Annotated in this window: 14 protein-coding genes; 6 read left to right on the top strand and 8 right to left on the bottom strand. The window is 59.9% G+C overall.

From position 1 onward, the window contains the following. Nucleotides 1-118: 118 nt before the first annotated feature. Nucleotides 119-1459 (top strand): OprD family porin, encoded by a 1341-nt coding sequence (locus J5M73_RS15755; protein WP_102860552.1) that lies wholly within the window; start codon nucleotides 119-121, stop codon nucleotides 1457-1459. 278 nt (nucleotides 1460-1737) lie between these two features. On the opposite strand, the gene J5M73_RS15760 is transcribed toward J5M73_RS15755, so the two are convergent. Together J5M73_RS15760 and J5M73_RS15765 are read right to left on the bottom strand one after the other, a co-directional pair. After that, nucleotides 1738-2577, bottom strand: coding sequence for a mechanosensitive ion channel family protein (locus tag J5M73_RS15760; protein WP_102860551.1), 840 nt, complete (start codon nucleotides 2575-2577; stop codon nucleotides 1738-1740). Between the two features lie 136 nt (nucleotides 2578-2713). After that, nucleotides 2714-3199 (bottom strand): YajQ family cyclic di-GMP-binding protein, encoded by a 486-nt coding sequence (locus J5M73_RS15765; RefSeq protein ID WP_102860550.1) that lies wholly within the window; start codon nucleotides 3197-3199, stop codon nucleotides 2714-2716. A gap of 143 nt (nucleotides 3200-3342) precedes the next feature. Between J5M73_RS15765 and J5M73_RS15770 the strand changes: the two genes are divergently transcribed. The 3 genes from J5M73_RS15770 to J5M73_RS15780 are packed head-to-tail and all read left to right on the top strand — an operon-like array spanning nucleotide 3343 to nucleotide 6926. Then, nucleotides 3343-4260, top strand: coding sequence for a putative 2-dehydropantoate 2-reductase (locus tag J5M73_RS15770; RefSeq protein WP_102860549.1), 918 nt, complete (start codon nucleotides 3343-3345; stop codon nucleotides 4258-4260). A 45-nt stretch (nucleotides 4261-4305) separates the two neighbouring features. Further along, on the top strand, nucleotides 4306-6342 hold the full coding sequence (locus tag J5M73_RS15775; protein ID WP_102860548.1) for an ATP-binding protein: 2037 nt from the start codon (nucleotides 4306-4308) through the stop codon (nucleotides 6340-6342). A gap of 2 nt (nucleotides 6343-6344) precedes the next feature. Beyond that, nucleotides 6345-6926: a cob(I)yrinic acid a,c-diamide adenosyltransferase gene (locus J5M73_RS15780; RefSeq protein ID WP_102860547.1), complete on the top strand. Its 582-nt coding sequence runs from the start codon at nucleotides 6345-6347 to the stop codon at nucleotides 6924-6926. A gap of 110 nt (nucleotides 6927-7036) precedes the next feature. On the opposite strand, the gene J5M73_RS15785 is transcribed toward J5M73_RS15780, so the two are convergent. The 3 genes from J5M73_RS15785 to secA all read right to left on the bottom strand — a co-directional run bounded on the left by J5M73_RS15785 (nucleotide 7037) and on the right by secA (nucleotide 12179). Then, complete coding sequence (locus tag J5M73_RS15785) at nucleotides 7037-7981, bottom strand: Nudix family hydrolase (RefSeq protein WP_102860546.1); 945 nt, start codon at nucleotides 7979-7981, stop codon at nucleotides 7037-7039. Nucleotides 7982-8099: 118 nt separating this feature from the next. Further along, on the bottom strand, nucleotides 8100-9317 hold the full coding sequence (gene argJ / locus J5M73_RS15790) for a bifunctional glutamate N-acetyltransferase/amino-acid acetyltransferase ArgJ (protein WP_102860545.1): 1218 nt from the start codon (nucleotides 9315-9317) through the stop codon (nucleotides 8100-8102). Between the two features lie 120 nt (nucleotides 9318-9437). Next, entirely contained in the window at nucleotides 9438-12179 is a 2742-nt protein-coding gene (secA, locus tag J5M73_RS15795) for a preprotein translocase subunit SecA (protein ID WP_102860544.1), read from the bottom strand. A 322-nt stretch (nucleotides 12180-12501) separates the two neighbouring features. Here secA and J5M73_RS15800 point away from each other — a divergent pair, with 322 nt between their 5' ends. Beyond that, a complete protein-coding gene (locus J5M73_RS15800) occupies nucleotides 12502-12957 on the top strand; it encodes a DciA family protein (RefSeq protein ID WP_102860543.1) in 456 nt (151 codons plus the stop codon). Between the two features lie 15 nt (nucleotides 12958-12972). On the opposite strand, the gene J5M73_RS15805 is transcribed toward J5M73_RS15800, so the two are convergent. Then, nucleotides 12973-14460 carry a helicase HerA-like domain-containing protein gene (locus J5M73_RS15805; protein WP_102860542.1) on the bottom strand — a complete coding sequence of 496 codons (1488 nt, stop codon included), beginning with the start codon at nucleotides 14458-14460 and terminating at the stop codon, nucleotides 12973-12975. A gap of 194 nt (nucleotides 14461-14654) precedes the next feature. Here J5M73_RS15805 and J5M73_RS15810 point away from each other — a divergent pair, with 194 nt between their 5' ends. Further along, a complete protein-coding gene (locus tag J5M73_RS15810; RefSeq protein WP_102860541.1) occupies nucleotides 14655-16544 on the top strand; it encodes a methyl-accepting chemotaxis protein in 1890 nt (629 codons plus the stop codon). A 95-nt stretch (nucleotides 16545-16639) separates the two neighbouring features. Here J5M73_RS15810 and J5M73_RS15815 read toward each other — a convergent pair whose 3' ends face one another. Further along, complete coding sequence (locus J5M73_RS15815) at nucleotides 16640-16810, bottom strand: hypothetical protein (RefSeq protein ID WP_162884083.1); 171 nt, start codon at nucleotides 16808-16810, stop codon at nucleotides 16640-16642. Between the two features lie 68 nt (nucleotides 16811-16878). After that, a complete protein-coding gene (gene purU / locus J5M73_RS15820) occupies nucleotides 16879-17727 on the bottom strand; it encodes a formyltetrahydrofolate deformylase (RefSeq protein ID WP_102860540.1) in 849 nt (282 codons plus the stop codon). Nucleotides 17728-17944 lie beyond the last annotated feature (217 nt).

Genomic DNA, 17944 nt, shown 5'->3' on the forward strand with positions numbered 1-17944 from the left:
GTATCGCCAACATTGTCAGCGTGATATAAGTTTGCGCCGACACAAAAAGAAAGAGCCGCCCAGATAATAAAACAGGTGGGACGGCAGTACTCTTCTAAAACCAAAGGAGCAAATCACGATGCGCGTGATGAAGTGGAGCATGATCGCCCTGGCTGTATCAGCAGGCACCTCGCAGTTCGCAATCGCGTCCTCCCAGGACGACGCAAAGGGCTTTATCGAAGACAGCACCCTGACCGCGAAAACCCGTGCGATGTACATGAACCGTGACTATAAAGACGGCGTGGGCAACGTACGTCGTGGTAACGGTACTTACACCACTGGCACCGACGATAAAACCAGCGGCTACCGTCAAGACACCGGCATCAGCGAGTTGCTCAACTATCAATCCGGCTTCACCCAAGGCACCGTCGGTGTTGGTGTCGATGCCATGGCCATGGGCAGCGTGAAACTCGACGGCGGCGCAGGTCGTGCCGGTAACGGTCTGTTCGCCACCAATGGTTCCGGCGAACCGGAAAACACCCAGTCCAAACTGGGCGCAGCAGCGAAATTCCGCATCTCCGACACCGTTCTGAAATACGGCAACCAGTTCGTATCCAGCCCAGTCTTCACCACCGACGACGGCCGCCTGCTGCCTGAAGTCGCCACCGGTACCCTGATCACCAGCAACGAGATCAAAGGTCTGGAACTGAGCGCCGGTCGCTTCACCGCTCTAAGCGCGCAAACTGGCATGGGCCGTGACAGCATCAACGGTCGCAGCCGTGTCACAGGCAAGCAAAACCCAGGGCTGAGCGCAGCGAACATCGCTGGTTTCACCTACTCGGGTCTTGAGAACTTCATTTTCGCCGTGCACGCTTCCGACGTTGAAGACTACTGGAAGAAGCAGTACGTCAACGTCAACTACACCCTGCCGCTGAGCGACAAACAGTCGCTGAACTTCGACTTCAACGGCTACCGCAGCAAGGACGACGGCAAGAAGCTGGCCGGCGACCTGGACAACCGCGTCTGGAGCCTGGCAGCCGCCTATAGCATCGAAGCCCACAAGTTCACCCTGGCCTTCCAGCAGTCCGCTGGTAAAACCGGCTACAACTACGGCGTCGACGGTGGCGGTACCGTTTACGTAGCCAACTCCGTGCAGATCTCCGACTTCGTTGGTGAAGATGAGAAATCCTGGCAGGCGCGCTACGACCTGAACATGGCCTCCTTTGGTGTACCAGGCCTGAGCTTCATGACCCGCTACATTCGTGGCAGCAACGTTACCGTTGCTGACTCCAGCGATGGTAAAGAGCACGAATGGGACGTAGAAGCCAAGTACGTACTTCAGGAAGGCCCGGCCAAGGACCTGTCCTTCCGTCTGCGTAACGCGATCTATCGTGGCACCAACAGCGACTACCGCGCGACTAACTACGACAACCTGAACGACCTGCGCCTGATCGTTGAGTACCCACTGAGCATCTTGTAATTTCAGTGCTCAGCTGAGTACGCTAACACGCAGTTAAAATAAAGACCGCCGTCCTGAATCAGGGCGGCGGTTTTTTATGCTTGCAAAAGCACTGACGACGAACAGCAAACTTAATAGCAAGCTAACTAAGAAAACAGACATCAATAGTTGATGTTCGCTGATACTGGTTACAACTTGATAGCTATCAATGGCCGCCCCCTGAAACCAACAAGGGGCCGATAGCCCCCTGTCTTGAACAGCATTAGTTGACTGTACGGCCAACTTTTGAAACTGACTTACTACACAGCGGCTTCCTGAACCACACGAATCACTCGCTGCGGGAAGGGAATATCGATTCCAGCTGCCTTCAAGCGATCACGGGACAGTTCATTGAACTGGAACATTACGTCCCAGTAGTCCTCAGTCTTGACCCAAACCCGCAGCGACAGGGTAATCGCGCTGTCTCCAAGAGTGGACACCACAGCTACCGGTGCAGGATCGGCCAGCACACGTTCGTCTTTCGCCAACTCCAGCAGCACCTCGCGGGCTTTCTGCAGATCCGCGTCGTAGTCCACACCCACGTCGAACACTACCTTGCGGGTCGGCTGACGGTTGTAGTTGGTAATAATGCCGTTGGACAGGTTGCCGTTAGGCACGATCACCGTCTTGTTGTCACCGGTACGCAACACGGTGTGGAAGATCTGAATGCTGTCCACGCTACCGCTGATGCCCTGGGCTTCAATGAAGTCGCCAATACGAAATGGGCGGAACAGCAGGATCAGCACCCCGCCGGCGAAGTTCGCCAGGCTGCCTTGCAAGGCCAGGCCGATGGCCAGACCGGCAGCACCGATCGCGGCGACGAAAGAGGTGGTTTCGACACCAATCATCGAGGCCACGCTGACGATCAGCAGCACTTTGAGAATGATGTTGGCCAAGCTGCTGATAAAACCCTGCAACGCCAGGTCGGCATTGCGCAGCGCCAGCAGCTTGCCCACTTTATGAGTCAGTTTGTTGATCAGCCACCAGCCGATGGCCAGGGTGATGACCGCCAGCAGCACCCGGCTGCCGTATTCCATGATCATGGGAATCCAGGCTTGGGAAGCCCGGACCAGGTTGTCTACTTCAGCGTTCAAATCCATCTATCTCTCCAGATTCCCGGGGTTGCGGCGTGCATGACTGATCGGCAGAACGACCGGCTCACCTGGAGCTCAATCGTTTCTGCCATAGCTCCGGCCTCGGACGCCAAAAAGCTCTAGAGGTTCCCGGAGAAGTGGGTCAGTCGCGGAAGTTGTTGAACTGCAGCGGCATGCCGAATTCCTTGGCACGCAGAGCAGCGATGGCCTCTTGCAGGTCGTCGCGCTTCTTGCCGGTAACCCGTACCTGCTCGCCTTGAATCGCCGCCTGCACTTTCAGCTTGGCATCCTTGATATGGGCGACGATCTTCTTCGCCAGCTCTTTATCGATGCCTTCCTTTAATACGGCTTCCTGCTTCATCACCTTGCCCGAGGCAAAAGCGTCCTTGACCTCCAGGCACTGCACGTCGATCTTGCGCTTGACCAGGGCCAGCTTGAGGATCTCGATCATGGCCTCAAGCTGGAATTCAGCTTCGGCGGTCAGGTTGACAGTCAGTTCCTTGTCCTTGAACTCGAAGCTGCCCTTGCCCTTGAGGTCATAACGGCGATCCAGTTCCTTGACGGCGTTTTCCACCGCGTTGGTGACTTCGTGCTTGTCCAGTTCGGATACCACGTCAAACGACGGCATGTAATCTCTCCAAATAAAAAGGGGCGCTGTTCAAAACATCGAACACGCCCGGCTTGCGGTTAAAATCCGCGCTCATTATAACGGGTCTTTCCACTCCTTCACCGCGCGCCCTTTGCGGGGCTGCGAAACAGAGCGAAAACTTGATGTCCACGACCTGGCATGTTCTCGGCGCCGGCAGCCTCGGCACCTTGTGGGCCACCCGCCTGGCCCGCGCCGGCTTGCCCGTGCGCCTGATCCTGCGCGATCAGTCACGCCTGCAGGCCTATCAGGCGGCAGGCGGCCTGACCCTGGTGGAGCAGGGCCAAAGCAGCTTGCAGGCCATACCCGGGGAAACCTGCGATAGCACCGCCCCCATCCATCGCCTGCTGCTGGCGTGCAAGGCCTACGACGCCGAAGCCGCGGTAGCAAGCATCGCCCCCCGCCTGGCCCAGGGAGCCGAATTGATCCTGCTGCAAAATGGCCTGGGCAGCCAGGACGCAGTGGCCGCCAGAGTACCCCAAGCGCGCTGCATTGCCGCCTCCAGCACCGAAGGCGCATTTCGCGACGGTGACTGGCGAGTAGTCTTCGCCGGCCATGGCTACACCTGGCTGGGCGACTCAGGCCACCCTACCCCGCCGATCTGGCTGGATGAGTTGAGCAGCAGTGGCATCCCCCACGAATGGAGCACCCAGATACTGACCCGACTCTGGCGCAAGCTGGCGCTCAATTGTGCGATCAATCCTTTGACGGTGCTGCACGACTGTCGCAACGGCGGCCTGCAGCAACACCAATGCGAAGTGGCAACCTTGTGCGCCGAGCTGAGCGAGTTGCTGCAATGCTGCGGCCAACCTACTGCGGCGCAGAACCTGCAGCAGGAGGTGGAGCGGGTCATCCAGGCCACCGCTGCCAACTACTCCTCGATGCATCAGGATGTGGCCAGTCAACGGCGGACCGAAATCAGCTACTTACTGGGCTACGCCTGCCAGGCCGCCGCCCGTCACCGCTTGCAACTGCCTCATCTGCAACAGTTGCAGCAACGTCTGGTGAGTCACCTGCGTTTACTCGGATTGCCCAGCGACTGAGCAGCGGCTACGCTGCCCACTTGCTCATTTCCAGCGATACAGCCGATGCCATTGCGCCAGCGTCTTGAAAACCTGCCCGTGGGCCAAAAGCTCCTGGCTGCCCTGCTTGTCCTGCTGACCACCGTGCTGTTGGTCGCCAACCTAACCTTTATCAGCGCCGCTTACTGGATATCCCAGGAAAGCATGGCGCCCCAGGCGCTACAGACCATAGGTCGGCTGGTGTCCAACCCGGCCCTGGCGGCACAGGCCCTGAACTCTCCCGAGGACGCGCAAAAGCTGCTCAGCGAGCTGGACAGCTATACCCCCCTGCGGGCGGCCGCTCTCTATGACGGCAAGGGCATGCGCCTGGCCCAACTGCAACACGGTGAACACCTCAAGCTGCCCGAACGTTACCGACACATCGAAGCCTGGCAACTGACCGAATTTCGCAGCAACCAAGTGATTGCCCTGCCCCGCCCGGGCCAGGCGCCTGGCCATCTGCTGCTGGTGGCCACCAGCGAACTGCCGATGGCGTTCTACACCGGCACCCTCACCGCAAGCCTGGGGATCCTGATTTTCAGCGTGTTGCTGTGGCTGATCATCGCCCGGCAGATCAAGCGCCTGATCACCCAGCCCATTCACCAGCTCGAGGTGCTTTCGCGCCAGGTGACTCGCGAAGAGAACTACTCTCTGCGCGCCTCCCGAGGCAACCACGATGAAATCGGCAGCCTGGCGGAAGCCTTCAACACCATGCTGTCGCGCATCGAAGCCCGGGAACAACAGCTCAAACGTGCCCGGGACGACTCCCAGGCCGCCTACGATCAAGCCCAGGGGCTGGCGGAGGAAACCCGCCATACCAACCGCAAGCTGGAACTGGAAGTCCAGGTGCGCAGCAAGATCGAGAAGAAACTCACCGGCTTCCAGAACTATCTCAACAGCATCATCGACTCCATGCCCTCGGCGCTGATCGCCCTGGATGAGCAGTTATACGTCACCCAATGGAACCAGGAAGCCAGTGCCCTGTCCGGCACTCGCCTGGACGAAGCCCTGAACCAGCCGATCTTCCTCGCCTTCGAACCCCTCAAGCCGTTCCTGCCGCAACTCAAGGAAACCGTCGAGCAGCACACCGTCACCAAGGTCGAGCGGGTGACCTGGTTCAAGGATGAGGAAGCCAAGCACTACGCCCTGACCTTCTACCCACTGATGGGCGGTGCCGGTCGCGGCGTGGTGATTCGGATCGACGACATCACCCAGCGCCTGTCCCTGGAAGAAATGATGGTGCAATCAGAGAAGATGCTGTCGGTGGGTGGTCTTGCGGCCGGCATGGCCCACGAGATCAACAACCCTTTGGGAGCGATCCTGCACAACGTGCAGAACATTCGTCGCCGGCTGTCTCCCGATCTGCCCAAGAACCTGGAACACGCGCAGCAGATCGGCGTCGAACTGCAAACCGTCAACCACTATCTGGAAAGCCGCGAAGTGCCGCAGTTGCTCGATGGTATTCAACAAGCCGGGGCCCGCGCCGCCAAGATCGTCACTCACATGCTCAGTTTCAGCCGGCGCAGCAATCGCCAGATGGCCCCCTGCGATCTGCCGGCACTGATTGATCAGGCGGTGGAAATCGCCAGCAATGACTTTGACCTGGCCATAGGCTTCGACTTCAAGGGGCAGGCGATTATCCGTCAGTTCGACCCGAACCTGGGGCCCGTGCCCGGCACCGCCAACGAGCTGGAGCAAGTGTTGCTCAACCTGCTGAAGAACGCCGCCCAGGCCATTCACCAGCGTGAGGACGACAGCGAACCCGGTCGTATCATCCTGCGCACCAAGCTGAATCCGCCCTGGGCGGAAATCCAGGTGGAAGACAACGGTGTCGGCATGAGCGAAAGCGTGCGCAAACGCACCTTCGAGCCCTTCTTCACCACCAAGGAGATCGGCCAGGGCACCGGACTCGGACTGTCGGTGTCGTACTTCATCATCACCAACAACCACAAGGGGCAAATGGAAGTGCAATCGACCCGGGGCCAAGGCACCTGCTTTACCTTGCGCCTGCCCCTGGCCAGCAGCCAGCCCCAGATTCAAGAACCCCTACCACTGGAGAATTAAGCATGGGTTTTCGCTTGTCGAAGATTTACACCCGCACCGGCGACAAAGGCGAAACCGGACTCGGAGACGGCCGCCGGGTTGCCAAGGATCATCCTCGAGTGGAAGCCATCGGTGAAGTCGACACCTTGAACAGCCAGTTGGGACTGCTCCTGGCCGGCCTGGAAGAGCAGGCTGATACCTGCCAGGGCTTCAAGGAAATCATCGAGGTGTTGGCCCCCTGTCAGCACCGGCTGTTCGATCTGGGGGGCGAACTGGCAATGCCGGTGTATCAAGCCCTCAATGAAGCAGAGGTGGAGCGTCTTGAGACGGCCATCGATATCTGGAATGAAGAGCTGGGCCCCCTGGAGAACTTCATCCTCCCCGGTGGTTCGTCACTGATCGCCCAGGCCCACGTTTGCCGCAGCCTGGCTCGCAGCGCCGAGCGTCGCTGCCAACACCTGAATGCCGTGGAACCCTTGCAGGGAGTGGGACTGGCCTACATCAATCGCCTGTCGGACTTGCTGTTTGTCGCGGCGCGCCTGATTGCCAAGCGCCAGGGCATCGCCGAAATCCTCTGGCAGGCCGCCGCCAAACCCTCCGCGTAGGAGCAGGCTTGCCGGCGATCAGGACCACGGGCCTTGGGCAACGGCCGACGATGCGCTGGCAAGCCAGTTCCATAGACAGCCGCTAGCCAGCACTGCCACAGAGGATGCCTTCAGTCCTGGGGCCAGAAGGCACGGATACCGGCAACACCTTGAGCACCGGCTTCCCAGGCTTGCCGGCACTCGGCAGGCCCCACGCCTCCCAGCAGATAGGCAGGCCTGTTGAAACCACTGAGCAACTGCTGCGCCTGCTCCCAGCCCAGGGGTTGGGCATCGGGGTGAGTCTGGGTCGGCTGCACCGGGGACAAGGTCACGAAATCCACATCCATCTGCTGCGCCAGGGACAGCTCCTCAGCGTTATGGCAGGAGGCGGCCAACCAGCGATCCTTGCCAAAAGGCCGCCCCGCGCTGGCGTACTTGCGCAATTGCGCCGCAGTAATGTGCCAGCCGGCGGAGGGAAAATCCCCCAGCCACTCGAAAGGCCCCTTGAGCATCAACTGCGCCTTGCCCGCACACAGGCCCACTGCGTCCACCGCCAGATCGCGGTACTGCGGATCGTAGCCACCAGGGGCGCGCAACTGAATCAGCTTGCTGCCCTGGGCTATGGCTTTCTGCATGCCTCGCAGCAAGGTCGGAGTTTCCAAGCCTTCTGGGGTAATCAGGTAGTGAGCGGGTAAACGCGCTGCAGCGACAATCGGCTGATTGGCCGCGGGGAATTCATAATCGGCCAGCTCACGAGGGCTGACCCAGGCCAAGGGCTGGCCTTCGGCGCCGTGAGGCTCGCCGCTGAATGCCGAAACCTCCCAGACATCCAGCAACACCTGTTTATCCGGGTAATCGTGCTGCACCTTGATCAGTGGGCGCGCCGTCTGTACGACGATACCCAACTCTTCCTGCAGCTCGCGGGCCAGCGCGGTTTGTACCGCTTCGCCAGCCTCGACCTTGCCTCCGGGAAACTCCCACAGGCCACCTTGATGCTGAGTATCGGCACGCCGGGCAATCAGGATCTTGCCGCTGGCATCCCGGATGACGGCCGCAGCCACATGTACTCGTTTCACCGCACTGTTTCCTCTGATCAGGCATTGGGCCTGGCCCTCACGGACCAGGCGTTGAGATGCGCGCTTCGCCGGCAAGCCGGCTCCCACAGTGGCTGGAGCAGCGTTGCCGGAGAGGTGCTTAAGTGCGGTATTCCGCGTTGATCTTCACGTACTCGTGAGACAGATCAGTGGTCCAGATGGTTTCGCTGCACGCACCACGCCCCAATTCGATGCGAATGGTGATTTCTTCCTGCTGCATCACGGCCGCGCCCTGGGCCTCGGTGTAGCTGGCAGCACGCGCACCACGGCTGGCAATGCAGACTTCACCGAGGAACACATCGATCTTGCTGACATCCAGATCCGCTACGCCAGCACGGCCGACGGCGGCGAGAATGCGGCCCCAGTTCGGATCGGAGGCGAACAGGGCGGTCTTGATCAGCGGCGAGTGAGCCACGGTGTAGCCCACGTCCAGGCATTCCTGATGAGTGCCACCGCCGTTGACTTCAACGGTGACGAACTTGGTTGCACCTTCGCCATCACGGACGATGGCCTGGGCCACCTCCATGCACACCTCGAACACCGCCTGCTTCAGGGCAGCGAACAGCGGGCCCTCGGCCTTAGTGATTTCCGGCAGCTTGGCCTGACCGGTAGCGATCAGCATGCAGCAATCGTTGGTGGAGGTATCGCCGTCGATGGTGATGCGGTTGAAAGACTTGTTGGCACCGTCGAGCAACAGGTTCTGCAGCACTTCCCGGGAGACTTTGGCATCGGTGGCGATGTAGCCGAGCATGGTAGCCATGTTCGGACGGATCATCCCCGCCCCCTTGCTGATACCGGTCACGGTGATGGTCACGCCATCGTGCTGGAACTGGCGGCTGGCGCCCTTGGGCAAGGTGTCAGTGGTCATGATCCCGGTGGCCGCAGCCGCCCAGTTGTCCACGGACAGGTCATCCAGTGCGGCTTGCAGAGCCCCCTCGATTTTCTCTACCGGCAGCGGTTCGCCAATCACCCCAGTGGAGTACGGCAGCACAGCGCTGGCATCGACGCCGGCCAGCTCCGCCAGCTTGGCGCAAGTGCGGGTGGCAGCAGCCAGGCCCGGCTCGCCGGTACCGGCGTTGGCATTACCGGTGTTGGTCAGCAGATAACGCACCGCCCCCTGCACACGCTGCTTGGCCAGAATCACCGGCGCGGCGCAGAACGCGTTGAGCGTGAACACACCGGCTACGGTGGAGCCTTCGGCACAGCGCATGACCACCACATCCTTGCGCCCGGGGCGCTTGATGCCGGCCGAAGCGATACCGAGCTCAAAACCGGCAACCGGGTGCAACGTAGGCAAAGGACCAAGACCAACAGCCATGAATGCGCTCCTCTTATCAGGTGTCTGCACCGTCGTCTCAAAAGACGGTGTTGCAAATGGAAAAACGCCGCGACGGCGGATGCCGTCACGGCGCGGGTGTTTCAGTGTCTGGCGAGGATCTTAGTTGATCTGGCCGTGACAGTGTTTGTACTTCTTGCCCGAACCGCAGTAGCACAGTTCGTTGCGTCCCAGTTTCTGTTCGTTGCGCACCGGCGCGGTAGCCAGGGCGACATCGACATCAACCCCTTCTTCCTGCGCTTGCGGCTGATCCAGACCCGGAGCCTCGGCGTGTTCGAACTGCAGGCGCTGAGCCAGTGCCTCGGCTTCCTGACGCAGGCGTGCCTCTTCCTCTGCCGGATCTTCGCGACGAACCTGCACATGGGACAGGACGCGGATCGAGTCGCGCTTGATGGAATCCAGCAACTCGGAGAACAGGGTGAAGGACTCGCGCTTGTACTCCTGCTTCGGGTTCTTCTGCGCATAACCGCGCAGGTGAATACCGTGGCGCAGGTGGTCCATGGTGGACAGGTGGTCTTTCCACAAGTCATCCAGTACCCGCAGTACGATCTGCTTCTCGAAAGAACGCAGCGCTTCGGCACCGGCCTGGTCTTCTTTCTCGTTGTACGCGGCGATCAACTCGTTGAGCAGCTTCTCGCGCAGGGTTTCTTCGTACAGGTGATCGTCTTCGTCGAGCCACTGCTGGATCGGCAGGCTTACACCGAAACCGCTCTGGATCGACTCTTCCAGACCGGCCACGTCCCACTGCTCGGGCAGCGATTGCGGCGGAATATGCGCGCTGACGGTGGCGTTGAGCACGTCCTGGCGGAAATCGGCGATGGTTTCGCCAATGTTGTCTGCAGCCAACAAGGTATTGCGCATGTGATAGATCACTTTACGCTGTTCGTTGTTGACGTCGTCGAACTCCAGCAATTGCTTACGGATGTCGAAGTTGCGGCCTTCCACCTTGCGCTGAGCCTTCTCGATGGCGTTGGTCACCATGCGGTGCTCGATCGCCTCGCCGGATTGCATGCCCAACGCTTTCATGAAGTTCTTCACCCGGTCAGAGGCAAAGATACGCATCAGGCTGTCTTCCAGGGACAGGTAGAAACGGCTGGAACCGGCGTCACCCTGACGACCGGCACGACCACGCAGCTGGTTGTCGATACGGCGCGACTCGTGACGCTCGGAAGCGATTACCTGCAGGCCACCGGACTCCAGCACTTGCTGGTGACGCTTCTGCCAATCGGCCTTGATCTGGGCGATCTGCTCAGGCGTCGGGTTCTCCAGAGAGGCGACCTCCACTTCCCAGTTACCACCCAGCAGGATGTCGGTACCACGACCGGCCATGTTGGTAGCGATGGTCAAGGCCCCCGGGCGACCGGCCTGGGCGATGATTTCCGCTTCCTTCTCGTGGAACTTGGCGTTCAGGACCTTGTGCTCGATGCCTTCCTTGTTGAGCAGGTTGGACATGTGCTCGGAAGTTTCGATGGTCGCAGTACCCACCAGCACCGGACGGCCCTGGGCCATGCACTCCTTGATGTCATTGATGATCGCGGCGTATTTCTCGTCCGCGGTCAGGAACACCAGGTCGTTGTAGTCCTTACGAGCCAGCGGCTTGTTCGGCGGAATCACCATCACCTGCAGGCCGTAGATCTGATGGAACTCGAAGGCTTCGGTGTCGGCGGTGCCGGTCATGCCGGACAGCTTGGTGTACAGACGGAAGTAGTTCTGGAAAGTGGTCGAGGCCAGGGTCTGGCTCTCGGCCTGGATGTTGAGGTTTTCCTTGGCTTCGATGGCCTGGTGCAGGCCTTCGGACAGGCGACGCCCCGGCATGGTCCGGCCGGTGTGCTCGTCCACCAGGACCACTTGGCCATCCTGGACGATGTATTCGACGTTGCGATTGAACAGCTTGTGGGCACGCAGGCCGGCATAGACGTGAGTCAACAAGCCCAGGTTGTGCGCCGAGTACAGGCTTTCGCCTTCCGCCAGCAGGCCGACCTGGGTCAGCATTTCTTCGATGAACTGGTGACCGGCTTCGTTGAGTTCGACCTGACGGGTCTTCTCGTCGACAGTAAAGTGACCAGCCTTGGTGACCTGGCCTTCCACTTCCTCGATGTGCTGCTCGAGACGCGGGATCAGCTTGTTGATCTCGGTGTACAGGCGGGAACTGTCTTCAGCCTGACCGGAGATGATCAACGGGGTACGGGCTTCGTCGATAAGGATCGAGTCGACTTCGTCGATCACGGCAAAATTGAGCTCGCGCTGGAACTTGTCTTCCATGCTGAAAGCCATGTTGTCGCGCAAGTAGTCGAAACCGAATTCGTTGTTTGTGCCGTAGGTGATGTCGGCGGCGTAGGCAGCGCGCTTCTCTTCCGGCGGCTGGAACGGCGTGACCACGCCAACAGTCAGGCCGAGGAATTCATAAAGCGGACGCATCCAGTTGGCGTCACGGCGAGCCAGGTAGTCGTTCACCGTCACTACGTGCACGCCTTTGCCGGACAGTGCGTTGAGGTAGACGCCCAGGGTTGCCACCAGGGTCTTGCCTTCACCGGTACGCATCTCGGCGATCTTGCCTTCATGCAAGGTCATGCCACCGATCAACTGCACATCGAAGTGACGCATGCCCATGACGCGCTTACCGGCTTCACGGGCGACCGCAAAGGCTTCGGGAAGCAGCTTGTCGAGGGTTTCACCCTTGGCGATACGGGCCTTGAACTCGGCAGTCTTGGCACGCAATTGATCGTCCGAAAGGGCCACCATTTGCTCTTCGAAGGCATTGACGATTTGTACCGTCTTGAGCATGCGTTTGACTTCACGCTCGTTCTTGCTTCCAAAAAGTTTCTTTAACAAAGGCGCAAACATATCGGCAGGATCTTCCACACATAGGGTTGGAGGGCGGCCCCGTGAGTCGCCCGAGCAGCCCTCATGGCCGCATGCGAACGAGCATTCTACCCGGAAACGATGGTGAGGAAAGTGGCGTTATTCCACGATGCTGGCACAGCGCTGTGACGGGGCTCACCTAAAATAAGGGCTTTTTGCCGAACTTCAAGCCCATTGACCACAGAACTTAATGATTACGATCAGCAAAGCGCCAGAAAGTAGTCAAAGTACGAAAAAGCAATGAGAGCGGTGCCCCGGGCGCTTTCTGCTACCATGGCGCCTCTGTAACTTCAGGTTTCTGATCATGGCATTTCGCCCCCTTACGGCACGCGCGCCTGCCGTTCTTCTTCGCGAAGCCAAGCCACTCAAAGCCATACTCGGCCACGCCCAGCGCCTGGCGCATCTGCAGCGCCTGCTGGAGAGCCAGTTACAGCCGGCTGCTCGCGAACATTGCCACGTCGCCTCCTGGCGAGAAGGCAGCTTGCTGCTGATCGTCACCGATGGCCACTGGGCTACGCGCCTGCGCTATCAGCAAAAACGCCTGCAGCGCCAATTGCAGGAGTTCAACGAGTTCAGCAACCTCACGCGCATCCTGTTCAAGGTCCAGCCACCCACGGTTCAACAGGGCGCAGTGGGGCACACCATGGATCTGTCGAACAACGCCGCCGAAACCATCCAGGCCACAGCCGAAGGCATCACTGATCCCAATCTGCGTGCCGCCCTGGAGCGCCTGGCCAGCCACGCCAAACCACGGGGCTGACCCAGACGCCAGGCTTCAGCGGCGCTTGCTGCCACCCAGCAACGACCCCATCAGCCCCCTGACCAATTGCCGGCCCAACTGATTGGCCGCCTGACGCATGGCTGACTTCAACGCCTGCCCGGCCGCCGTGCCGAGGAACTCACCCGCCCGATCAGCCAGGCTCGGTTCTTCAGCGCCAGGCTTGTCGGGCGTCGCCTGCGCTTCAGGCGCCAGGTCCTTGCGCCCCATCAACACCTCATAGGCAGACTCACGATCGATAGGCTTGTCATAACGCCCCTGTAACGGCGAACTGGCGATCAGGGCCTTGCGCTCAGCCTCGGTCAAAGGTCCGACTCGCGATTGCGGAGGCGCCACCAACACGCGCTGGACCATCTCCGGCGTGCCCTTGTCTTGCAGAGTACCCACCAGCGCCTCGCCGATACCCAGCTCAGTGAGCACCGCCAGTGCATCAAAGTCCGGGTTCGGACGGAAACCATCGGCCACAGCCCGCAACGACTTCTGCTCCTTGGCGGTGAACGCCCGCAAGCCATGCTGAATACGCAGGCCCAGTTGAGCCAGCACATCGTCCGGCAGATCCCCTGGCGATTGGGTTACGAAATAAACCCCCACTCCCTTGGAACGAATCAGCCGTACCACCTGTTCCAGTCGATCCTGCAAAGCCTTGGGAGTGCCCGCGAACAGCAAGTGGGCCTCGTCGAAAAACAGGGCCAGCACAGGCTTGTCCGCATCACCGCGTTCCGGCAGTTGCTCGAACAACTCAGCCAGCAGCCATAAAAGGAAGGTCGCATAGACTTTCGGTGCCTCGTGCACCAGACGGCTGGCATCGAGCAGATGAATCCGCCCACGGCCATCGGCCGCCGGTTGCAGAATGTCTTCCAGTTGCAACGCAGGCTCGCCGAACAGAGCTTCCGCCCCTTGCTGCTCCAGGGTCGCCAAGCGCCGCAACAGCGCCTGACTGGAACCTGTGGTCATCAGCGCCGCGTCATCTCCCAGCAGTTGAGGGTTGTCCTTGAGGTGATTGAGCAGCGCCTTGAGATCCTTCAAATCCAGCAACAAAAGCCCTTCACGGTCCGCCACCTTGAACGCGGCATACAGCGCAGACTGCTGGCTGTCGGTGAGTTCAAGCAGGCTGCCCAGCAACAATGGGCCCATTTCGCTCAAGGTGGTACGCAAGGGATGACCGGATTGCCCCTGGATATCCCACAGCGTTACCGGATACGCCTGAGGCTTATGCTCAAGCCACGGCATACCGGCGATCCGTTCGGCAATCTTGCCCTGTGGATTGCCCGCCGCCCCCAGCCCGCACAAATCGCCTTTGATATCCGCAGCGAACACCGCCACCCCGGCGTCACTGAAGGCCTCGGCCAGGCGTTGCAAGGTCACGGTCTTGCCAGTGCCGGTGGCGCCCGCCACCAGGCCATGGCGGTTGGCCAGGCGCATGGCCTGAGCGATCGGCTGACCACCAAGGTCGGCACCGATAACGAGTTGCGATAAATCAGGCATTTTGTCACCCCTGGTTAAGCTTTGGCCTTACACGGTCGATATGAAGAAATGATGGATCAGAAGTATCTGAAATAAAGGTCAGGTAATTCCTTTGGGATAGATGGAGATATCAGCTTACTTATAACACCGCCCATTCTGCGCGCTTTTCCAACCCGATGCCCTGGACTCAAAGACCTTAGCGGACACACCAAGCCATGAACAAAAATCTGCGCTTCAGCCACAAGATCCTGCTTGCCGCCTCGCTGATCGTCATAGCTGCATTTGCGCTATTCACGCTCTACAACGATTACCTGCAACGCAACGCCATTCGTGATGATCTGGACAACTATCTTCAGGAAATGGGCGACGTTACGGCAAAAAATATTCAGACCTGGCTCGCCGGTCGCGCCTTGCTGATCGAGAACATCTCGCAATCGGTAGCGCTGAACCCCGACCCGACCAATGTCAGCAATCTGCTGGAACAGAAGTCCGTGAGCTCAACCTTCATGGGGGCTTACCTGGGTAACAAGGATGGCACCTTCATCATCCGCCCCAACAGCAAGATGCCCGACGGCTACGACCCTCGCGCACGCCCTTGGTACAAGAGTGCGGAGAGCACCAATGGCTCGGCCCTGACCGAACCCTACATCGACCTGGCCTCCGGCCAACTGGTGATTTCCATTGTCGACAGCGTGATCAAGGCCGGCCAGCGTGTTGGTGTAGTGGGCGGCGACCTCAGCCTGCAGGTGATTGCCGACAGCATCAACGCCCTGGACTTCGACGGCATGGGCTACGCCTTCCTGATCAGCGCCGACGGCAAGATCCTGGTGCACCCGGACAAGAACCTGGTGATGAAGAATCTCAAGGACGTCTATCCCCAGGACACCCCGCGCATCAGCAGCGAGCTCAGTGAGGTCAGCGTCGACGGCAAAACCCGCATCGTCACCTTCACCCCGATCAAGGGCCTGTCTTCGGTGAACTGGTACATCGGCCTGTCGGTGGACAAGGACAAGGCCTTCGCCATGCTCAGCGAATTCCGTACCTCGGCCCTGATCGCCACCCTGACCGCCGTGGCCCTGACCATCGCCCTGCTGGGCCTGCTGATTCGCCTGCTCATGCAGCCCCTGCATGTGATGACCCGCGCCATGCAAGACATTGCCGATGGCGAAGGCGACCTGACCCGCCGCCTGAACATCCACAACCAGGACGAATTCGGCATCCTCGGTACCGCCTTCAACCGTTTTGTCGAACGTATCCACGGTTCGATCCGCGAAGTCTCCTCGGCCACCGAACATGTCAACGAAGTGGCCCTGCGGGTGGTCAGCGCCTCCAACTCATCGATGCTCAACTCCGATGAGCAGGCCAGTCGCACCAACAGTGTCGCCGCTGCGATCAATCAACTGGGGGCCGCGGCCCAGGAAATCGCCCGTAATGCCGCCCAGGCCTCGCAACAGGCCAGCGACGCCCGCAACCTGGCTGAAGACGGCCAGCAGGTGGTGGATCGCAGCATCCAGGCGATGAACCAGCTGTCGGACATGATCAGCGCCTCCAGCAGCAACATCGAGACCCTGAACAGCAAGACCGTGAACATCGGGCAGATTCTCGAAGTCATCACCAGCATTTCCCAACAGACCAACTTGCTGGCACTCAACGCCGCCATTGAAGCCGCCCGTGCAGGTGAGGCCGGCCGCGGATTTGCCGTGGTTGCCGACGAAGTGCGCAACCTGGCGCACCGCACTCAAGAGTCGGCGCAACAGGTACAGACCATGATCGAGGAACTGCAAGTGGGCGCCCGCGAGTCGGTGAGCACCATGAGCAACAGCCAGCGCCACAGCCAGGACAGCGTGGAGATCGCCAACCAGGCAGGAGAACGCCTGAACAGCGTGACCCAGCGCATTGGTGAAATCGACGGCATGAACCAGTCGGTGGCCACCGCCACCGAAGAACAGACTTCGGTGGTGGAGTCCATCAACATGGACATCACCGAAATCAATACGCTGAACCAGGAAGGCGTGGAAAACCTCCAGGCGACACTGCGGGCCTGCTCCGATCTGGAACAGCAAGCAGCGCGCTTGAAGCATCTGGTAGGCAGTTTCAGGATTTGATGACGGGCCTCAGGGCCCTTTCACCGGCGAGTCGGCTCCTACGCGGGGAGCCGATTGCCAAGCTTTAAATAGAAGCCGGCTTGCCGGCGAACCACTCACTGCGGCTGCGGCGCTGGCTCCTGCTGCAACTGCTCCCACAGTTGGGCGGCCCCCGGAAACTCGGTGCCGTCATCGGCATCAAGTTCATCGGGGTCATAGCGGCTCAAGCACCCCTCGCCGAGGGTGGCGGGGGCCTGGGAAGTGGCTTTATCCAGTGGATCGGTCATCGGGCTGACCTCGTGATTTACAGAACCAGGAGCGGGATATTGAACCCCCGCTCCTGGTTTTTTTTCAATCAGAACACCACGGTCTTGTTGCCGTGCACCAGCACACGGTCTTCCAGGTGGTAGCGCAGGCCGCGGGCCAGGACCATCTTCTCCACATCACGACCGAAACGCACCATGTCCTCGATGCTGTCGCTGTGGCTGACCCGTACCACGTCCTGCTCGATGATAGGACCGGCGTCCAGCTCTTCGGTGACGTAGTGGCAGGTGGCGCCAATCAGCTTCACCCCACGCAGGGAAGCCTGGTGGTAAGGCTTGGCACCGACGAAGGACGGCAGGAAGCTGTGGTGGATGTTGATCACCTTGTGCGCATATTCGCTGCACAACGCCGGCGGCAGGATCTGCATGTAGCGCGCCAGCACCACCACTTCGGCGTCGTGCTGTTTGACCAGACGCGAGACCTCGGCGAAAGCCGGCTCCTTGTCCTGGGGATTGACCGGTACGTGGTGATAAGGAATACCGTGCCACTCGACCATGCTGCGCAGGTCATCGTGGTTGGAGATCACACAGACGATCTCACAGTCCAGCTCATCGCTGTGCCAGCGGTGCAACAAGTCGGCCAGGCAATGGGACTCGCGACTGGCCATGAGCACCACACGCTTTTTCTCGGCGGTATCAGTGATTCGCCAGTCCATCGAGAACTCTTCGGCGATCGGCGCAAATGCCTCGCGAAAAGCCTCCAGGCCAAAAGGCAGGGAATCGGCACGAATCTCGTGGCGCATGAAGAACCAGCCACTGAGGTTGTCCGAGTGGTGGCTCGCTTCGGTGATCCAACCGTTATGGGAGGCCAGAAAGTTACTGACTTTGGCAACGATGCCAACGCGGTCAGGGCAAGAAATCACCAACCGAAAGGTGCGCATGAGGGGGAAACTCCAGAACTTCGCAAAGGTCGCCATTCTAGCCACTGCGCGAAAAAACTGCAGTATCCATTGCGCGCCGGGCCTTGATTAGATTGGCAATCGCCGCTTGAAAAGCCTAATCCACAGCCACTGCAACGACAGATACCGACACTTGCCAATAGCGCACAACTAGTTTGTGAATAGCGCAGTTGAACCCTTCGACCTATTAAATACCGAA

The sequence above is a fragment of the Pseudomonas sp. 50_B genome (assembly GCF_017491625.1).
In the GTDB taxonomy this organism is placed as follows: domain Bacteria; phylum Pseudomonadota; class Gammaproteobacteria; order Pseudomonadales; family Pseudomonadaceae; genus Aquipseudomonas; species Aquipseudomonas danubii.

Excerpts from the sequence above, each read along its gene's own strand:
- J5M73_RS15755 (WP_102860552.1), top strand. The coding sequence starts at position 119 with ATGCGCGTGATGAAGTGGAGCATGATCGCCCTGGCTGTATCAGCAGGC.
- J5M73_RS15760 (WP_102860551.1), bottom strand. The coding sequence starts at position 2,577 with ATGGATTTGAACGCTGAAGTAGACAACCTGGTCCGGGCTTCCCAAGCC.
- J5M73_RS15765 (WP_102860550.1), bottom strand. The coding sequence starts at position 3,199 with ATGCCGTCGTTTGACGTGGTATCCGAACTGGACAAGCACGAAGTCACC.
- J5M73_RS15770 (WP_102860549.1), top strand. The coding sequence starts at position 3,343 with ATGTCCACGACCTGGCATGTTCTCGGCGCCGGCAGCCTCGGCACCTTG.
- J5M73_RS15775 (WP_102860548.1), top strand. The coding sequence starts at position 4,306 with ATGCCATTGCGCCAGCGTCTTGAAAACCTGCCCGTGGGCCAAAAGCTC.
- J5M73_RS15780 (WP_102860547.1), top strand. The coding sequence starts at position 6,345 with ATGGGTTTTCGCTTGTCGAAGATTTACACCCGCACCGGCGACAAAGGC.
- argJ (WP_102860545.1), bottom strand. The coding sequence starts at position 9,317 with ATGGCTGTTGGTCTTGGTCCTTTGCCTACGTTGCACCCGGTTGCCGGT.
- secA (WP_102860544.1), bottom strand. The coding sequence starts at position 12,179 with ATGTTTGCGCCTTTGTTAAAGAAACTTTTTGGAAGCAAGAACGAGCGT.
- J5M73_RS15800 (WP_102860543.1), top strand. The coding sequence starts at position 12,502 with ATGGCATTTCGCCCCCTTACGGCACGCGCGCCTGCCGTTCTTCTTCGC.
- J5M73_RS15805 (WP_102860542.1), bottom strand. The coding sequence starts at position 14,460 with ATGCCTGATTTATCGCAACTCGTTATCGGTGCCGACCTTGGTGGTCAG.
- J5M73_RS15810 (WP_102860541.1), top strand. The coding sequence starts at position 14,655 with ATGAACAAAAATCTGCGCTTCAGCCACAAGATCCTGCTTGCCGCCTCG.
- J5M73_RS15815 (WP_162884083.1), bottom strand. The coding sequence starts at position 16,810 with ATGACCGATCCACTGGATAAAGCCACTTCCCAGGCCCCCGCCACCCTC.
- purU (WP_102860540.1), bottom strand. The coding sequence starts at position 17,727 with ATGCGCACCTTTCGGTTGGTGATTTCTTGCCCTGACCGCGTTGGCATC.